The 18,259-nt window shown below is 36.5% G+C and carries 15 protein-coding genes; 8 read left to right on the forward strand and 7 right to left on the reverse strand.

Going from position 1 to position 18,259, the window contains the following annotated elements:
• Window positions 1-275: 275 nt before the first annotated feature.
• Complete coding sequence (locus FC97_RS04140; protein ID WP_056967847.1) at window positions 276-1,295, reverse strand: YeiH family protein; 1,020 nt, start codon at window positions 1,293-1,295, stop codon at window positions 276-278.
• Window positions 1,296-1,395: 100 nt separating this feature from the next.
• Here FC97_RS04140 and FC97_RS04145 point away from each other — a divergent pair, with 100 nt between their 5' ends.
• On the forward strand, window positions 1,396-2,265 hold the full coding sequence (locus FC97_RS04145) for a LysR family transcriptional regulator (RefSeq protein ID WP_054643846.1): 870 nt from the start codon (window positions 1,396-1,398) through the stop codon (window positions 2,263-2,265).
• Here the strand turns inward: FC97_RS04145 and FC97_RS04150 are convergent.
• Window positions 2,255-2,839 carry a peptidylprolyl isomerase gene (locus FC97_RS04150; protein ID WP_054643847.1) on the reverse strand — a complete coding sequence of 195 codons (585 nt, stop codon included), beginning with the start codon at window positions 2,837-2,839 and terminating at the stop codon, window positions 2,255-2,257. The genes FC97_RS04145 and FC97_RS04150 overlap by 11 nt on opposite strands.
• A gap of 121 nt (window positions 2,840-2,960) precedes the next feature.
• Here FC97_RS04150 and FC97_RS04155 point away from each other — a divergent pair, with 121 nt between their 5' ends.
• Entirely contained in the window at window positions 2,961-3,320 is a 360-nt protein-coding gene (locus FC97_RS04155) for a DUF2200 domain-containing protein (RefSeq protein ID WP_056967849.1), read from the forward strand.
• On the opposite strand, the gene FC97_RS04160 is transcribed toward FC97_RS04155, so the two are convergent.
• A complete protein-coding gene (locus FC97_RS04160) occupies window positions 3,317-3,766 on the reverse strand; it encodes a helix-turn-helix domain-containing protein (RefSeq protein WP_054643848.1) in 450 nt (149 codons plus the stop codon). The two genes, FC97_RS04155 and FC97_RS04160, sit on opposite strands and share 4 nt — an antisense overlap.
• Before the next feature lie 187 nt (window positions 3,767-3,953).
• Here FC97_RS04160 and FC97_RS04165 point away from each other — a divergent pair, with 187 nt between their 5' ends.
• Window positions 3,954-4,205, forward strand: a complete 252-nt coding sequence (locus tag FC97_RS04165) for a hypothetical protein (RefSeq protein ID WP_054643849.1) — start codon at window positions 3,954-3,956, stop codon at window positions 4,203-4,205.
• 86 nt (window positions 4,206-4,291) lie between these two features.
• Window positions 4,292-5,134: a mechanosensitive ion channel family protein gene (locus FC97_RS04170; RefSeq protein WP_054643850.1), complete on the forward strand. Its 843-nt coding sequence runs from the start codon at window positions 4,292-4,294 to the stop codon at window positions 5,132-5,134.
• 216 nt (window positions 5,135-5,350) lie between these two features.
• On the opposite strand, the gene FC97_RS04175 is transcribed toward FC97_RS04170, so the two are convergent.
• Both FC97_RS04175 and FC97_RS04180 read right to left on the reverse strand, forming a co-directional pair.
• The gene (locus FC97_RS04175) at window positions 5,351-6,304 is read right to left on the reverse strand and encodes an aldo/keto reductase (protein WP_054643851.1); all 954 of its coding nucleotides are present in this window, start codon (window positions 6,302-6,304) and stop codon (window positions 5,351-5,353) included.
• A gap of 82 nt (window positions 6,305-6,386) precedes the next feature.
• A complete protein-coding gene (locus tag FC97_RS04180) occupies window positions 6,387-7,391 on the reverse strand; it encodes an NAD-dependent epimerase/dehydratase family protein (protein WP_054643852.1) in 1,005 nt (334 codons plus the stop codon).
• A 97-nt stretch (window positions 7,392-7,488) separates the two neighbouring features.
• On the opposite strand from FC97_RS04180, the gene FC97_RS04185 reads away from it, so the two are divergent.
• Together FC97_RS04185 and FC97_RS04190 are read left to right on the forward strand one after the other, a co-directional pair.
• A complete protein-coding gene (locus FC97_RS04185; protein WP_054643853.1) occupies window positions 7,489-8,130 on the forward strand; it encodes a TetR/AcrR family transcriptional regulator in 642 nt (213 codons plus the stop codon).
• Window positions 8,131-8,200: 70 nt separating this feature from the next.
• A complete protein-coding gene (locus FC97_RS04190) occupies window positions 8,201-9,610 on the forward strand; it encodes a C69 family dipeptidase (RefSeq protein WP_054643854.1) in 1,410 nt (469 codons plus the stop codon).
• 163 nt (window positions 9,611-9,773) lie between these two features.
• Here the strand turns inward: FC97_RS04190 and FC97_RS04195 are convergent, their stop codons facing one another.
• Window positions 9,774-10,313, reverse strand: a complete 540-nt coding sequence (locus tag FC97_RS04195; protein ID WP_054643855.1) for a hypothetical protein — start codon at window positions 10,311-10,313, stop codon at window positions 9,774-9,776.
• A 177-nt stretch (window positions 10,314-10,490) separates the two neighbouring features.
• Here FC97_RS04195 and FC97_RS04200 point away from each other — a divergent pair, with 177 nt between their 5' ends.
• The gene (locus FC97_RS04200) at window positions 10,491-11,669 is read left to right on the forward strand and encodes an exonuclease SbcCD subunit D (protein ID WP_056967851.1); all 1,179 of its coding nucleotides are present in this window, start codon (window positions 10,491-10,493) and stop codon (window positions 11,667-11,669) included.
• Between the two features lie 2 nt (window positions 11,670-11,671).
• On the forward strand, window positions 11,672-14,842 hold the full coding sequence (locus tag FC97_RS04205; RefSeq protein WP_056967853.1) for an AAA family ATPase: 3,171 nt from the start codon (window positions 11,672-11,674) through the stop codon (window positions 14,840-14,842).
• A 238-nt stretch (window positions 14,843-15,080) separates the two neighbouring features.
• On the opposite strand, the gene carB is transcribed toward FC97_RS04205, so the two are convergent.
• The gene (gene carB, locus FC97_RS04210) at window positions 15,081-18,257 is read right to left on the reverse strand and encodes a carbamoyl-phosphate synthase large subunit (RefSeq protein ID WP_054643859.1); all 3,177 of its coding nucleotides are present in this window, start codon (window positions 18,255-18,257) and stop codon (window positions 15,081-15,083) included.
• Window positions 18,258-18,259 lie beyond the last annotated feature (2 nt).

Genomic DNA, 18,259 nt, shown 5'->3' on the forward strand with positions numbered 1-18,259 from the left:
TAAGCTTCAAAGCGTTGATGCCATTGCTCTGTCGCAACAACAAGATATATATTACCCGTTCGGTTACGACGTTGCAACCCTTTTTTAATTATTTTTTTGCTTTTATATTAATTAACCAGAAAAAAATTGGTTTCTTCCTATTAGTTAATGAATATGCTTCGATATGATTTTTATGTCTATCACTATACCACGATCAATAAACATGTCCATTGACTTTGTGTCTTCCCCATAAACAAAGAAAAAGCCTACTCTTCCATAAGGAAAAGTAAGGCAATTTAAAAGAACATTTTGCTAACTACAATTGTAAAAGTCAGTAAAACCACTGATGCAGATAAAGCGGCCAAGACTGCATTACGTCCACTACTCAAAAAGGCTTTGAAATTAACACTCATCCCTAGAGCAGCCATTGCCATCCCCAGAACTAAATAAGCTAATTTGACTAACAGATTCAATAAGCCACTAGACATGGGAACAAAGGTACCAATAACACTAGCCAACAAAAATCCTGCCATAAACCAAGGTATCGGTAATTTACCTTTTTCACCTTCATTAGTTTTATCTTGATGCTGATACCAAATACCTATTATCAAAGCAGCTGGTGCTAATAGTAATACTCGAGATAATTTGGTAATGATTGCAGCACTTAGACTAACTGGCCCGCCGGCGCTACCTGTTGCAATTGCATGTGCTATTTCATGTAGCGAACCTCCGGCCATAACTCCAAACTGCATTGATGTCATATGCAACAATGGCTTAATAGCAATTTCGATTAAAGTAAAGACTGTTCCTAAGATGGCAACAATTGCTACAGCTAATACTTCATCATTATGTTTATCAGCTTCTTGATCTTTGGAAACTTTGATTTGTGGTGAAATACCCATTACGGCCGCTGCTCCACAGATACTAGTCCCACTAGCAGTCAAAATAGCCAATCGTTTACTAACTCCGAACTTTCTAGCAATGTTATAGGTTAAGACAACCATTCCGCTAACGATCACTATTGCAAAAAGAATTGTTTTCACTCCCGCGTGGGCTAAGTCAATCAAATTCAATTTGAAACCTAACAAGATGATTCCTAATCGAAGGAATTTGTTAGAAATAAAGCCTATTCCACTCTCAGCTTTTTGAACAGCCGGACGATAAAGTTGAAACAACATCCCTAGTATCAGCGAAAGTACTAACGCACCAATCACTGTTAAATATGGCAAGCCACCTAAGAAGCTACCAACAATCGAACACAATAAGGTCATAAAGAATGCATAATAGAAGCTTTTTTCAAAAAATTTTAAATACATAAGTTAATCCTCCCTGTTTAAGAGGATAATATAGTATTGTCATAAGTAAAAATTAGTATTTATTACTTTTACATAAGCAAAATTTATCATAGGAGCAATTATGTTAGATAAACGTTATCAAACCCTAGTTGTTTTGGCCGATACCAACTCTTTTACCAAGACAGCTCAAGAATTATTTATTACTCAACCAGCTGTTTCTCAACAAATAACTTCACTTGAAAATGAACTAAATCTTTCTTTAGTCGTTCGTGATCATAATCGTATCCACTTAACCGATATCGGTCAAAAATTGGCTGGTTACGCTAAACAGGTTGAATTTGAAAGTCAAAAAGTTCTCAATTCTTTAAAAACCCCCGCCAAATTCAATATGGGGTGTACTCTTTCACTTAGCTCAACACTACTACCAAGATTCTTAAATCACTTAACCGATAAAATCCAAATTTCTACTACCGAGATTAAGAATACCGACCATATCCTACAAAATATCCGTGATGGCAAAATTGATTTCGGCTTAGTTGAGGGAAACTTTGATACCGATGAATTTGATTCTTTCTTCTTGCAAAAGGAAAACTTCGTCTGTATCTCCCACCAACAACTTGATATCTCAACTATCGAGGATGTCTTCAACCAGACCCTATTGATCAGAGAACCTGGTTCCGGTAGTCGCAATATTTTCGAAAATTGGTTAGCTACTCAAAACTACAAGATTGGCAACTTCAATAAAGTAATGGAAATTGCCAGCCCTAATACCATCATCGAATTGCTCAAGCAGATTCCCGGTATTACTTTCATATATGAATCACTTGTCGCTGATGATATTAAAAATGGGCAATTAAAAAAACTAGATTTTCCAGGATTCAAAATTGAACATCCCATTAATCTAGTTTTTCTCAAAAATTCTTATTTTAAAAATACTTATCAGGAGTTAACTGCTTCATTTCTTCAAGAAACGAATTCTACTACTTACTGATTTCAACGCTTTCCATAACGATGTCTTCTTTAGGTTTATCATTACCATCACGTTTAGCACGACTGATCTCTTGAACAACATCCATACCTTCAATAACTTGTCCAAAGACTGTGTGACGATGATCTAACCAAGGTGTACCACCATTCTTATAAGCAGCGATGATTTCCTCAGGGTAACCAGCGCCAGCCATTTCTTTAACCATACGTTTAGGCATATTTTCGTTTGAAACAATAAAGAATTGACTACCGTTAGTATTAGGACCGGCATTAGCCATTGATAGAGCACCCGTTAGGTTGTATAGTTGGTCACTAAATTCATCCTCAAAACTCTTACCATAAATACTTTCACCACCAGCACCAGTACCAGTTGGATCTCCACCTTGAATCATGAAGTCAGGAATAACACGATGGAAGATAATTCCATTATAGTAACCCTTTTGAGCCAACTCGATAAAGTTCTTAACCGTCTTAGGAACCAGTTCATCAAATAGTTGAACCTTGATTACTCCGTGATTTGTTTTAATTGTTGCCACACTACCTGTAGCATTTTCTAAATCCAATTGTGGATATGTCATATTATTGTTTCCCTTCTATTTATCTAATCTAAGTAAATCTACTTTACCATACTAAATCAAAGTACAGGTGGTAACTGACTTTATTTTGTTACACTAACTAAAAAGGTTAACGGAGGTATATATGAAGAAGAAAGACATCACCCAAATGGCATTTCGAGATCTCTACCCACTTTATGTTCAAAAAGTTGAGCGCAAAGGTCATTCACAATCCGAAGTCAACCAGATAATCTATTGGTTAACTGGTTATAACGATCAATCATTGTCGGAACAAATTGAAACAGGTGCGACCCTAGCAAATTTTTTCCAAAACGCTCCACACATAAACGAAAATACCGCTTTAATCAAAGGAACCATCTTCGGCATCCACGTTGAAAATATCCAAGATCCTTTAGTTCAAGAGATTCGCTATCTGGACAAATTGGTCGATGAGCTGGCCCACAATAAAACTATGGAACAAATTTTACGCAGTGAAATATCTTAATTCCGTTTACGTAATTTTTTAAATAGGTAGTTAAATCCACTAATCAATCCCATTAGTAAGAATAGATAACCTATGGGAATCAAAAAGAATGGTTCATGTAAAACGCCGTTACTATCCAGTGAGGAACCAATTATCTTAAATAATAAGAAGCAACCCATTCCAGTTAAAGTCATAATTATTGTTACATATAGATTGATACGCATTTTTCTAGTCTCACTACTATCATTCATTAATTTTGTCGTCATTGTTGAATCACCTAAGATTAATTGGTCTAAAGATAATTGGAACGTTTTAGCAATCATAACGACCATTTCCAAATCAGGTAGGTTACGATTATTCTCCCAACCGGAAATTGTTTGTCGTGAAACATTTAACTTCTGGGCTAGTTGTTCTTGAGTTAATTTCCTACTAGTGCGTAACTTTTTTACCTGCGATCCAAAGTCCATCACTCGGCCCCCTTTTTCCATTAGTTATACCGATATAGTGGCAGAATTGAAAGCTTGAGTTACAAGCATCCTTGATATATCAATATTTATAATTCAATATTTACGATCCGTATACTCATCTATAAACATAACTAATTCTGTGTTATCTTGTATATCCAATGAAATCCAAAGACTGAGGGTACAAATTTTGATCACAGAAAATATTCAAGACTACACTTTAGGAAAAGAAGAACCTACATTAGATATCTCCATTACAGGAAACAGTAACATTGATTATTCCCACGATGACTTAAAGATTGCAGCCGCAATTAAGTTAATCGAATCTTGCGACAATCTGAACTTTACCTTACAAACTGGAGAACACGAATTATACAAGGAATTGTCCGACAAACTGTACGTCGCAGTTGAAGATTTTGTTCCCAAGAGTTACTTAAGCTAATAAAGAGACAGCCTACCCAATCGGTTTAGCTGTCTTTTTGTTTATGCTATCATTATTTCAGCTACTTTTTGAAAGGAACTGAAATTTTGAATACATCCCTTAACTTAAATACTCTTATTAAAAAAGTTTTTCTGAAAGTCGATTGGGAGTCGCTATTACAACATGTTGTCTCGGTCGTTTTCCAATTAATCTTATTAACAGTTGTCTTACTTTTGATCAATTGGATCGGTAAGAAAATCATTCGTCATATCTTTAAAACCGGACTGCGTAATTATAAGCGTGGTATCTCACCAAAGAAATTAGACACCATTTACACTTTAGTTCTCAACATTTTTAAATATATCCTGATGTTCTTCTGGATCTACGCTTTATTATCAGCCATTGGAATTCCTGTTGGCACGTTAATTGCCGGTGCCGGAATCTTCAGTTTGGCTATTGGCCTTGGTGCTCAAGGATTCGTTTCCGATATGGTCAATGGCTTCTTCATTCTTTTAGAACAGCAGATCAGCGTGGGCGATACAATTACGGTCAATAGCGTTGAAGGCCAAGTCACTTATGTTGGTATTCGAACAACTCAAATTCAAAGTGTTGATGGAACGTTAAACTATATTCCTAATCGAAATATTACCGTCGTCAGCAATAAATCTCGTAATAATATGCAGGCTTTGATGGAAATTCCTGTTTCTAGTGCTGCTCCTTTTGAGGAAATCACTAAAATCATTAATCAGATCAATCAGGATCTGGATTTGAAGAAATTGCAGATTACTAAAAAGCCTTATATTGTTGGATTCTCTAATCAACCTGATGGCACTTTGGTTATTCAGGTCGCTACTTATACTAAACCGGGTGCTCAATTCCATGTTAAGAATGTTTTATTGGAGAAATATCTTTCTGGTATTACTGGTGCTGGGATTGATTTGCCTAAATAAATTAAAAACCGCTAGACTTCCTTTTTTCGGAGGGAGTTTAGCGGTTTTTTTGATGTTCTTATTTAGATAACTATTGTTCTATGTTTTATAGTGAAAACGCGTTCCACAAGGGCAACCTCTTCCGGTTTGCTACAGTCCTGGAATTGCCCGCACAGTACGCGGGCGATTCCAGGACTTAGGCAAATCCTCGGAGGCTAGGCGCCCTTGTTCCACGCTCTAAGGCAAGTCATTGCCGGCAGCAAAGTATACGTCGTACCACTCTTGTTTAGTAAGTTCTACATCGGCACCTTTTGCACTATCTACTACGTGTTCTGGATTCATTGTTCCTATCAACACTTGAATTCCTGCTGGGTGTCTTAAGATCCATGCTACTGCTATGGCATTCTTGCTTACTCCATATTTATCTGCTAATTCTTGTAACTTAGCATTCAATTCTGGGAATTTGTCGCTACCTATGAATGTTCCTTCGAACATCCCATATTGGAATGGTGACCATGCTTGTATTGTTGTTCCCATTCTTCTGGAGAATTCTAATAGTCCTCCATCGTGATTTATAGAACGGGCATCGGTCATATTTGTGTGCATTCCGTAATCAATCATTCCTGTGTGAGCAATACTAAATTGTAATTGGTTGATCAATAACTTCTGGTCAACGGCTTCTTGCAACATTTGGAATTGTTGGGGATTGAAATTGGATACACCGAAGTGTCTTACTTTTCCGTCTCTTTGCAATTCATCAAAGGCTTCAGCTACTTCTTCCGGTTCCATCAATGGATCTGGACGATGCAATAGGAATGAATCTAGATAATCGATTTGCATTCTATCAAGAATTCCATCAACAGCTTCAATAATATGCTTCTTTGAGAAATCATATCTTTTACCAAAAACAAAACTTCCATGACTACGGGCTGGATCAAAAACAATTCCACCTTTTGATTGAATGTAGACATCATCACGTGAGATGTTTGCTTCTTTCATAGCTTGTCCGAAAACTTTTTCAGAATTGCCCATACCATAGATATCGGCTGAATCAATATAGTTAATACCACTATCAACAGCGGCCTCAAGTGTTTTAGCTGCATCTTTAGCTGATAAAGCTTCCATGCGCATTATTCCTAATGCAACGGCTGAAGCTTTCCAATTTGTGTTACCAATATTTAGTTGTTTCATAAGTTTTTAAGTTCCTTTCGTTTTTCTCAACGATTTAACAATAGTACTTAGAGTGTGGTCTAGGTCAATTGTTTTTTCAAAATTATTTATCAAGTCCTAATTTAATCAAAGTTTTAGCTGCATCCATGACTGTTTCTTCTGGTTTATGTTGTGTCCAGCCCAAATCATTTTCCGCAGCGGCAGTCGTATGACGATATTTACGATCCAACATTGGTACTAATGCACGCAAGCTAGGAACGAAGCGCGCTAATAATTTAGTCACTGTATTAGGCATCATTCTGATTTTAATTTTTTTATATGGGAAATTAGTCTGATAAATCTTTTCTACATCTTCCATCTGTAATACTTGAGAAGCAGCTAGGTATCTTTTTCCAATAGCAACGGGATTCTCAAAGGCTAATCGGTGCAGCCTGGCTAAATCTCTAACATCCGAAATTTCTAACGGAACATGTGGTGTCATTGGCAATCCGCTTAACATTTGTAACAGAATTCGATTAGAACTGACCGCTTTATCTGACAAAACAGGACCAAAGATTGCACCTGGAAGTACTGTTGTCAATTCCATACCCTCTTCTTTGGCATATTCCCAAGCAGCTTTCTCAGACTCAACCTTTGAAATACGATAAGGATCTAAATCTGGATTCTTAACATCCGTCCAAAAACTCTCATCCAAAACGGTGGTACTACCACTTTCAGGAGTAGATGCTGCCTGTGAACTAGTCATTACTACTCGCTTAACGCCAGCTTCTTTAGCTGCTTTTAGAACTGTAAGTGTTCCATTCTTGGCAACATTAACCAGTTCTTCAACCGTTTGAGTTCCATTCCCCATTGGTGAAGCTACGTGGATCACGCCATCAGCACCTTTAATACTTTCTACCCAATTCTTGTCACTAGTTAGATCAGCTTCAAAAAAACTAAGATTCTTCATTTCATCCTTGGAAACGGCTCCAGCAATTTCTTTTTCTAGACGATCTGCCTTCTTCATTGACCGCACGCTGGTACTGACCTCATATCCTGCATTGAGAAAATCGACGATCACCCATCCTGCGACGAATCCTGTACCACCTGTTACAACTACTTTTTTCATAATTTATGTCCTCTGTCTATTTAATTTAGACAAATAATACTATCAAGTGTCTATATTGTCAAATAAATGATATAATTATTTTTGGAGGTATTATTGCATGACACCAAAAGAAGAACTAATTATCAAATTTAATCATATTATTCTCATACAAGGATTCGATAATTTTTCAATGGTAGATTTAGCAAAAATGGCCGGTATTAGTCGTGCTAAACTCTATATCTACTTTAAAAATAAAGATGAAATCGTCCAATCGGTCGTTCAACGACACTTAGAATTTCTACAAAAAAATCCCATCCCCACAAAAATTGAAGATGAGAATCTACTGCCAACTATTTTGAATTCCCTCTTATTAATGGGATCAACCACTGAATTATTCAAAACTGAATTAAAACAAACTTATCCACAAATGTATCGTCAATTCAGTCACGGTTACGAAGAATACTTTCAGGCCTTGGAAAAATATTATCAGATTGCCCAACAGCAACAATTAATCATTAATGATGTTTCCGCAGAATTCTTGCTCTTCCAAAATCAAATCAATATTCATGGAATTTTAGATAATGTTAGAGTTAACCAGATAAGTTTGGAAAAAGGAGAACAGTACTTAAAAGAGTATTTTATTTATCAGATTCACTCCCTATTAGTTAAGCCCGAAGTAGTGATATCTGATCAAATTAAAACCTTCGCTCATACAATCATTAATGAGTATTATGATACGTATGCACAAATTAATAACTAGTCCATTTGGTTTCAATTATTAAACCAGTTATAATTAAGATATTAATAACCATAAAGGGAGCGATTTAATAATGGAAAAACGTATTAAAGGTTCATGTACATCAATTTTAGTTGGTAAAAAAGCTTCTATTGACGGTTCAACAATTATTTCTAGAAATGACGATGGTCATGAAGCACTTGACCCTCAACGCTTTGTTGTAGTTAACCCTGAAGATCAACCTAAGGACTACACCTCAGTTATCAGTAAAGTAAACGTTGCTTTACCTGACAATCCTCTACGTTACACTTCAATTCCTAACTCAATTTTGACAAACGGAATCTGGCCTGCTGCCGGAATTAATAGTGAAAATATTGCTATGTCAGCGACCGAAACTATTACTACTAATTCACGCGTCTTAGGATTAGATCCATTCGTTGAAAACGGACTTGGTGAAGAAGATCTTGTAACCGTAGTTCTTCCATACATTCACAGTGCTAAAGACGGTGTTAAACGTCTCGGTGCTCTACTAGAAAAATACGGAACTTACGAACCAAACGGAATTTCTTTTGCTGATAATGAAGAAGTTTGGTGGTTAGAAACAATCGGTGGGCACCACTGGGCAGCCGTTCGTATCCCTGATGATGCTTATGTCGTTGCACCTAACCGTATGAACATCGACAATTTCGACTTTGATTCAGTCGACACACTTTGTTCAGATGATTTGAAAGATCTCATCGATCAAAACAATTTGAATCCTGATTTTGACAAATATAACTTAAGACATATCTTAGGTAGTTCATCAGTCAAAGATACTGTTTATAACAATCCACGTGCTTGGTCTGGACAAAAATTCTTCAGCCCTGATGACACACCAGATGATCCAATGAACCAAGATCTACCATTCATCTGCCACGCCAACCGCAAGATTTCTATTGAAGATGTAAAATTCGTTTTGAGTTCACATTTTGAAAACACTAAGTATGATGTTTACGGATCAGGTACCGAATCCGAAAAGAAACTCTTCAGACCAATCGGTATCAACAGAAACCATGACGTACACATTCTCCAAATCAGAAATAATGTTCCAGCAGAAATCGCCGGAATCCACTGGTTAGCATATGGTGCAAATACCTTTAATACCGTGGTTCCATTCTATGCCAACGTAGAAGACACCCCAGCACAATACAAAAATGCCACAGGCAAATTTGACATGAACAATATGTACTGGTTAAGCTGTACTACTGCCCTATTAGGCGATACAGATTACGATCTATACGTTGATATGAGAAACGATTATGAATTAGATGCTATGAGTACATATCGCAAGATCCAAAATGATACCGATAAAGAAGTCGCCAACCAAAGCGATGCTGAAAAGTATCTAGAAGAAGCCAACAAGAAATTAGCCGACGTAGCCTTTGAAAAACAAACCAAGTTACTCGGAGACATGGTTACAATGGGATCAGAACATATGAAGTTACGTTACAATCTAAATGATTAGAGAGCGAAGCAGGCCTGCATAGCTCGTTTCCACTGTTCAGCAAAGAACCATGGTTATTCAGAACAAAACAAAACTATCCAAATAAGGACGGCAACTCAAAATCGAGTTACCGTCCTTATTTACATTAATGCTCAGAAGCTGACCGTGTTTTTTTCCCGCTCTCTTATTCAATCAATTTCAAAGTAACTCTAGTATCACCATAAACCGGATCCTTAACTGTTTCCTTAGCAACCTTATTATTATCACTCAATTTAAATTTAACCGATGAAATGGTGTCACCATTAGTAAACAAAGTTTGAACATCATCGTCTGTAATCGACAACGTGTCACCTTTTCTCGTGTAGTAAAGCCATTGCGTACCGTTAGAAAAGCGATAGTACATTTGATTTTTTGAAACAATGTGAATACTATAAGGCTTCTTTCCAGTCACACTATACTCATTATCAATGATAGAAGCTGAATTAGTATATATTGAAAGAAATGGTATCCCAACAAATATTAATGCAGCTACTATAGCTCCGCTGATCTGACTTCCCCTATCCTTTTCAAATTTATCTTTGGCCTGAGCAAGCTCTTCTGCTGTTTTATCTTTCAATTCTTCCGCTTCTGGATCAAAATTCCAATTTCGATATAAGTTATAAAATGTAACAATTATAAGAGCCAATGAACCCCACCTAATAATCTGTAAAATTAAATGCATCATATATTTCCTCCGATTGTTTAATCGCTATCTTTTATTAATTACCCTTCAACATACTTGTTACGTTCACAATGACCAAAAGACAAGTACGAATTGAAACATTTTTCGTAATTTAGTATTGATAAAAACAATTTTTCATCGTAAAAAGGAAATAGAGCATTATCTTCATGGAGGAATAATATGAAACTTTTACACACTGCCGACTGGCATATTGGTCGGACTTTAAACGGCTACTCATTACTCAATGAACAAAAAGCCGCCTTTCAACAAATCTTAAACATCGCCTTAGAAGAACACGTCGATGGTATTGTTATTGCCGGTGATATTTATGACCGTGCCATTCCTAATGTTGATGCCGTCACAACTTTGAATGAAATGTTTAAAGAAATCAATATTGAACACCATCTACCCATTTATGCTATTTCAGGAAATCATGATGGGGCCAAGCGCCTCAATTATGGCCGTGATTGGATGGAATATAACAACTTTCATCTCAATACTTTAGTCAGTGAGGCGTTCAATCCAATTGAAACTACCGAGGCTCAAATCTTCATGTTGCCATTCTTTGATCCGATGGATGTTCGAGCTTTCTACAATCAGCAAGGCGTTCCTGAAGAGGACACGCAAAAAATTCATTCAATCGTTGATGCCATGAATCTTGTTTTAACAGACATGCAAAAGAATTTCGATCCTAATAAAAAACACTTACTCATCACTCACTTTGCGGTTACGCCAAACAAAGAAGATAAAATAGAATTAACTAGCGAAACTACTTCAACCGTTGGCGGGCTTGCCACTTTAACCTCTGATCAATTTCAAATGTTTGATTACGTCATGATGGGCCACATTCACACTCGTTTTGCCTCCCCAAGTGAAACTATCCGTTATTCTGGCAGTCCTGTGAAATTCAACGTCAAAGAAGCTCGTATTAAAAATAAGGGTAAAGGTGTCGATATTGTTGAAATCAAAGATAATGAAATCACCCATACTTTCAAAGAAATCAACCCTCAAACTGACTTGATCGTATTAGAAGAGGATTGGGACACTTTAATTGATCCCACTTTCTATCAGCAACAACCAATTGATAGTGCCTGGTTTGCCATCACCGTAAAAAATTTCGACCGCAGCAAACATATCAACGTCCGTGCCCAACTACAAGAAATCTATGGAACTGTTATTGAGCTTGATTACGAGAACGTCTATCAAGATAAACAAGATCAGACTGTGCAAAACATTAGTGAATTAAGTCCTGATGAAACAGTTGATCAATTTTTCCACAGCATAACCGGAAATGATTTATCTAAAACTCAAAAACAAATTGTGGATAAAATTTTTGTTGATTTAAGAAAGGAGAAATAATTTTGAAACCTATTTACTTACAGATGAATTATTTCGGACCCCATGAAAACTCCAGTATCGACTTTCGAAAACTAGATGAAGCACCAATTTTTCTTATCGGTGGTGACACTGGTGCTGGTAAATCAACAATTTTTGATGCCATGACTTTTGCTCTCTTTGGCAGCACCACAACCGACGGACGTGATGCTCGAGAAATGCGCAGTCAATTTGCTCCCAACGATAAGGCAACTGAAGTGACTTTCTATTTTGAACAAGGAAATAATCTTTATCGTATCGTTCGCCGTCCAGAACAGTGGCTCAAAAGTCAACGTGGTGATAATCTTGTGGATAAAAAACCAATTGCCAAATTGGCTATTGTGGATAAAGTTGGTGGAACTGAAATTGACAGTATTGCTGCTAAACCCAGTGATGTCGGAACTGCTATCACTGAGATTCTCAACCTTTCGGCTGAGCAATTTAAAAAAATTATTCTCTTGCCACAAAATGATTTCTCCAAATTCTTAAAGTCAAAAACTGATGCTAAAGAAGCCATCCTTAAAAAAATCTTTGGTACCCAGCTCTACTCTGATTTTGCCAGCAAATTAAAGGAACTCTACTCCACTGATAAAAAGAAAAATGAAACCTTTGCTACTGATTTAGCCGCACAGTTGAACTCTGATAATTGGACCAATAAAGAAAAAGAACAGTTAAGTCATGAATCTGATCAACAAAAAGTTGTCGTACTTGAGAGTTTTGTAAACAAACGTCAAGCCGAATTTAATTCTGTAGAAAAACAAGCTGCTGAACTAAACAAACAAGTTCAAACTGCGGACAAGAATTTTCAAAGTGCCAAAGATTTAGACAAACAATTTTCCGATTTGGATACCGCTAAACACGATTATCAATTGAATATCGTCAACAAAGAATCTGAAATTTCTACTCAACAACAACACGTCTCAGAATTACAATGGGCAGATGGTTTGAAAAATACTTTACGTGACCTCGATAGTAAAAATGAAGAGTTAAAAAAGATCAATGATAGAAGTCAAAAATTAACTGTCCAAATGAAACTCTCTCAAAAAGACTATCAATCAGCTACAACTAAGAATGAGGAATTAACTGCTCAAAAAGCCGATTTTGATCAAAAGGAAAAACAAAGTAAGAAGTTAGCAATTCTGATTCCTGACATTGAACGTGTTGAAAGAATCCGCAAGGAAATTGCCAAACAGGCGCCTGAATTGTCAGCTTTACAAGATAATTTATCTGAACAAAATGAAGAACTTCAAAAAATCACCTCACAAATTGATGCTAAAAAAGAATCTTTAATCGATAGCGACAAGCTTCAAACGCAAAAGGATACCTTAACACGTGAAAAAGATGATTTTGTCGAAACCCTCACTCCCCTTGAAAATCAACAGCTTAGCAATCAAAAAGATGTAAAACGTCTCCAAACTCATTTAGATGAATTAAAATCGCAATTACAGTCGAAAACAGAAAATCTTCAACAAGCTCAAGCTGATTTTCAAGAGAAAAAAGGTCATCGTCAGGCGCTAATGATTGCTCAGCTTCAAAAAGAACTAGTCGACGGAGAACCTTGTGTTGTCTGTGGTTCCACTGATCATTCTCATATGGTTAAGACGATTGACGCCGATGAAACCGAATTAAAAGCTTCAATGGAACAAGTTGATAAATCACAAAATCAATTTGCTTCAGCTCAAAAAGAAGTTGAAACAGTTAATAACAATATTTCCGAGACAACCGCTGAATTAAATGCAGCCCAGGATAGTCTTAAAATCGCTACCCAAAAATTGAATGAGACTTATTTGGAATTAACCGAAAAATCTGAATTAACCTTTGCTAATGAATTCAATCTGTCTGCTTCAAAATCAATTTTTGAAAAAGAGATTGCCTCTCTTACTGGACAATTAGCTATTGCCAACAAACTAACTGCCGAAATTGAAAAATTAACTAAAGACAGTCAAAAAATTGCTGACGAACAAAATGAATTTAAGCTTGATTTAGCTACCAAAAAATCAGCCTTAGAGGCCAACCAAAAAGATCTCAAACAAACTCTTGCTAAACTTGGTAATGAAAAACGCTCTAGTCAGGAAATCACTCAAGAAATTAAAACCTTAGATGCAGCCGTTAAGGACTATCAAGAACAAGTTACTGAAACACGAAAAGTGGCTCAAGATAGTCAGATTAAGTATTCCAACAATAAAACACAGTTAGAAGATGTGGAAAAACAGGCTGCTGAACAAAAGATTGCTATTGAAAAATTACAAGAGAATATCGATTCAGTTTTAAGTGACTCTGATACCAAGACTAATGACATCAAAGTATTACGTATTTGGATTGACGAAATAAATGATGGCGTGCTTTCCGACTTACAGATCAAAATTTCTAACTACAAACAAGAAAAAACTCGTTTGGAAAAACGTATTGATGAATTATCTACTGCATTAACCGACAAAGAAAAACCTGATTTAGAAACACTTCAAACAGTCTTAAACAATTTACAAACTCAAAAGGATGAATTGATTTCTCAAGTTGCCAATGCTAAACGAACTTTCCAAGATGCTGAAAAGAACTTAAAACGTATCAAAGATATCATTGCGCAACAAGGTGACTTTGCGAAGAAGTTCAGTCAATTATCCGATCTCTATAATATTGTGAATGGTCAAGGTAACAATGACAGTAAATTGAAGTTAGAAACTTATGTTGTGCAAAACTATCTACAGAAGGTTCTCAATTACGCTAATGATCACTTTATCAACTTGCTTTCTAACAATCGTTATACTTTTGAATTGTCAGATGATCCTAGCGACAAAATGCGTGATCACGGCCTGGATATCAATATCTTTGATAATGAAACTGGTAAATCTCGTTCATCAGATACTTTATCCGGTGGTGAAACCTTTATTGCCGCCTTGTCTATCGCCCTTTCACTTAGTGAAGTCGTTCAATCATCTTCTAATGGAGTTCAAATTGATGCTTTATTTGTTGATGAAGGATTCGGCTCACTTGATGATGAAACCCTTGAAAAATCTATGACTGCTTTGGAAACTATCGGTCAAAATCGTATGGTCGGTGTTATCAGTCATATTGAATCTATGAAACAAACTATTGGTCAACAGGTTTTAATTAAGAAACTTGGCGATGGTCGTAGTAAGGTTGAAATTGTTAATAAGTAACGTAAAAAAGCCGCCCATTTCTGGATGGCTTTTTATTTTTGGGGAGAATTATTTTGAGGATTTTTTTGGATAGCCCTTTGTTTCTAAATAACCATTGTTCTTTGCAATATAGTAGAAACGAGTTACGTAGGCCAGATTCCTGTGGTTTGCTACAGAACTGAAATCATCCGCAAGTTCAGCAGCTAATTCCAGTTCTTAGGCAAATCCTCAGAGGCTGACCGCCCCTGCTTCGCTCTCTTTATAATGCATTAACGCCGATAAACCTTTTCTCCAACACTCTTAAAATAGCATCGGCTGTATCTAATGATGTGTAAAGTGGTACTGAATTCAAGACGGCATTTTGTCTGATGATATATCCGTCTGATGTATGTGTTCGTTTGTCTCCGATTGTGTTGATCAATAATTGTACTTTGTTGTGTGTGATGTCATAAATAATATCTTTATCTGACTCACCTACTTTTGGTACGGCCTTGGCTCTGACACCTAATTTATTGAAGTAATCGGCAGTCCCTTGGGTTGCTAACACTTGGAAGCCTACTTCTTCAAATCTTCTTGCTAAGGTAGATGCTTCTTTTTTGTCTGTATCATTAACAGTAATCAGAACATTTCCAGCATCTTTGATATGTTGATTAGTTGCTTCAAAGGCTTTATATAAGGCTTCAGTATAATCAATTCCTGATCCCATGACTTCACCAGTTGATTTCATCTCTGGTCCTAAGGCACTATCAACATCGTTTAATTTATTGAAGGAGAATGTTGGTGCTTTAACATGGATCAATCTTGATTCTGGTGCTAGTCCTGGTTCTAATCCTAGAGTATTAAAGTTAGCTCCTAAGATTAATTTAGTAGCAATCCTTGCCATTTGAATTCCGGTAACTTTACTTAGGAATGGAACTGTTCGGCTGGCACGTGGATTTACTTCAATTACGTAGGCTTGATTATCGTGAATAACAAATTGAATATTCATGATTCCGACACAGTGTAATTCTTTTGCTAAACGTTTAGCGTATTCAACAATCTGATCTTGTACCGAATCAGGAATATTTTGTGGAGGATAAACGGCCATCGAATCTCCTGAATGAACTCCGGAACGTTCGATATGTTCGATGATACCTGGTAACAAGACGTTCTCGCCATCACTTAGAGCATCAATTTCACATTCACGTCCTGTTAAGTAACTATCAATTAAAACTGGATGATTATTTGATACATGAACGGCTTCTTTCATATATTTATTCAATTCAGCATCCGATTTGATAATCTCCATTGCTCGTCCACCTAGAACATAACTTGGGCGAATCAAGACAGGATATCCAATTTTTTGAGCAATTTTTAATGCACCTTCTGGTGAAGTAGCTGTACCACCAATTGGTTGAGGAATCTCTAGTTTCTTAATAATTTGATCAAATAAATCACGATCTTCAGCACGGTTGATATCTTCAACTTGTGTACCTAGAATCTTGATACCATTTTCTTTCAAAGGCTCGGCTAAGTTAACTGAAGTTTGACCACCAAATTGAACGATAGCACCAATTGGTTTTTCCAAATCACAGACATTCAAAACATCTTCCAAAGTTAGTGGTTCAAAATATAATTTATCGGCAATTGAATAGTCGGTTGAAACTGTTTCAGGATTATTGTTAATAACGATTGCTTTATAACCCATTTGTTGAACCGCATTGACACAGTGAACCGTTGAATAGTCGAATTCAATCCCTTGTCCAATTCGGATAGGACCTGAACCTAAGATTAAAACTGACTTATCAGACATCTTTTCTGATTCATTTTCAGTTTCATAAGTACTGTAGAAGTATGGTGTTTCAGCTTCGAATTCGCCGGCACAGGTATCAACAGTTTTATAAGTTGGTAAAATTCCACTTTGAATTCTGAAGGTACGAATAATATCTTCTGACAAACCATTCAGACGGGCAATTGTCTTATCCGAGTAGCCTAGACGTTTAGCATCGGTTACAATCTCCTTGGTCAATGATCCATTCGTCAATTCTTTTTCGAAGTTGATGATATTTTTCATTTTGGCTAAGAAGAAGGGATTGATAGCTGTTAATTGATTGATTCTTTCATAAGAAACATCCCGACGTAATAATTCAGCTAGATAAAATAGTCGATCATCCTTAGGTGTTTGGACATATGTTTCCAAATCTTCAGTAGACTTATCTTTGAGTGAATCCATGATTAAATCATGTTGATCAATTTCCAAAGAACGAACGGCTTTTTGAAGAGCTTCTTCAAAGTTACGTCCCAAGGCCATTACTTCACCAGTAGCTTTCATCTGTGTACCAATTGTGCGATCAGCTTTGGAAAACTTATCAAATGGCCAACGTGGAATCTTGCAGACAACATAATCCAAAGCTGGCTCGAATTGTGCAAAAGTTTTTCCAGTAATTGGATTAGTGATTTCATCTAATGTTAATCCGACAGCAATTTTAGCGGCAATCTTAGCAATTGAGTAACCAGTTGCTTTTGAAGCCAAAGCTGAAGAACGGCTGACACGTGGATTTACTTCGATGATGTAATAGTTACTTGTCTTAGTATCGATAGCTAGTTGAACGTTACAACCACCTTCAATTTTTAGTGCACGAATAATTTTTAGCGAAACATCACGTAATTTTTGAACTTCAGTATCTGAAAGAGTCTGAATCGGTGAAACAACGATGGAATCTCCAGTATGAATTCCGACCGGATCAACATTTTCCATATGACAGACAGCTAAAGCATTGTCTGCACTATCACGCATTACTTCGAATTCAATTTCCTTGAAGCCAGCAATACTTTGCTCAATTAAACATTCAGTTGATGGTGAAACTTTCAAACCACGTTCAACGATCTCCTTTAATTCAACATCGTCATGCGCAACACCACCACCAGTTCCACCCATTGTGAAAGCTGGTCTGATAATTACAGGAAAACCAATTTGGTCAGTGAACTCTTTGGCATCTTGGTAGGTATAGGCTGTCTTTGAAGCAGGAATTGGTTCATGTAACTTCTGCATTAATCTTTTGAATTCTTCGCGATCTTCAGCTTCGTTAATAGTATTTAATTTAGTTCCAATAATTTCGATATTTAATTGATCAAGGATTCCTGATTCTTGCAATTGAACAGCCATATTCAACCCAGTTTGACCACCTAATGTTGGTAGAATAGCATCTGGGTGCTCCTTAACTAAAACTTTTTCCACAAATTCCAAAGTGATTGGTTCGATGTAAACTTTATCAGCGATATGTTTGTCGGTCATGATCGTAGCTGGATTGGAATTGATCAAAACAACTTCATAACCCTCTTCTTTAAGAGCTAAACAAGCTTGAGTTCCTGAATAATCAAATTCGGCAGCCTGTCCAATAATAATTGGACCAGAACCGATGATCATAATTTTTTTAAGGTCTGTTCTTTTTGGCATAA

Origin of the sequence: Companilactobacillus kimchii DSM 13961 = JCM 10707 (genome assembly GCF_001435445.1) — a bacterium.
GTDB lineage: Bacteria > Bacillota > Bacilli > Lactobacillales > Lactobacillaceae > Companilactobacillus > Companilactobacillus kimchii.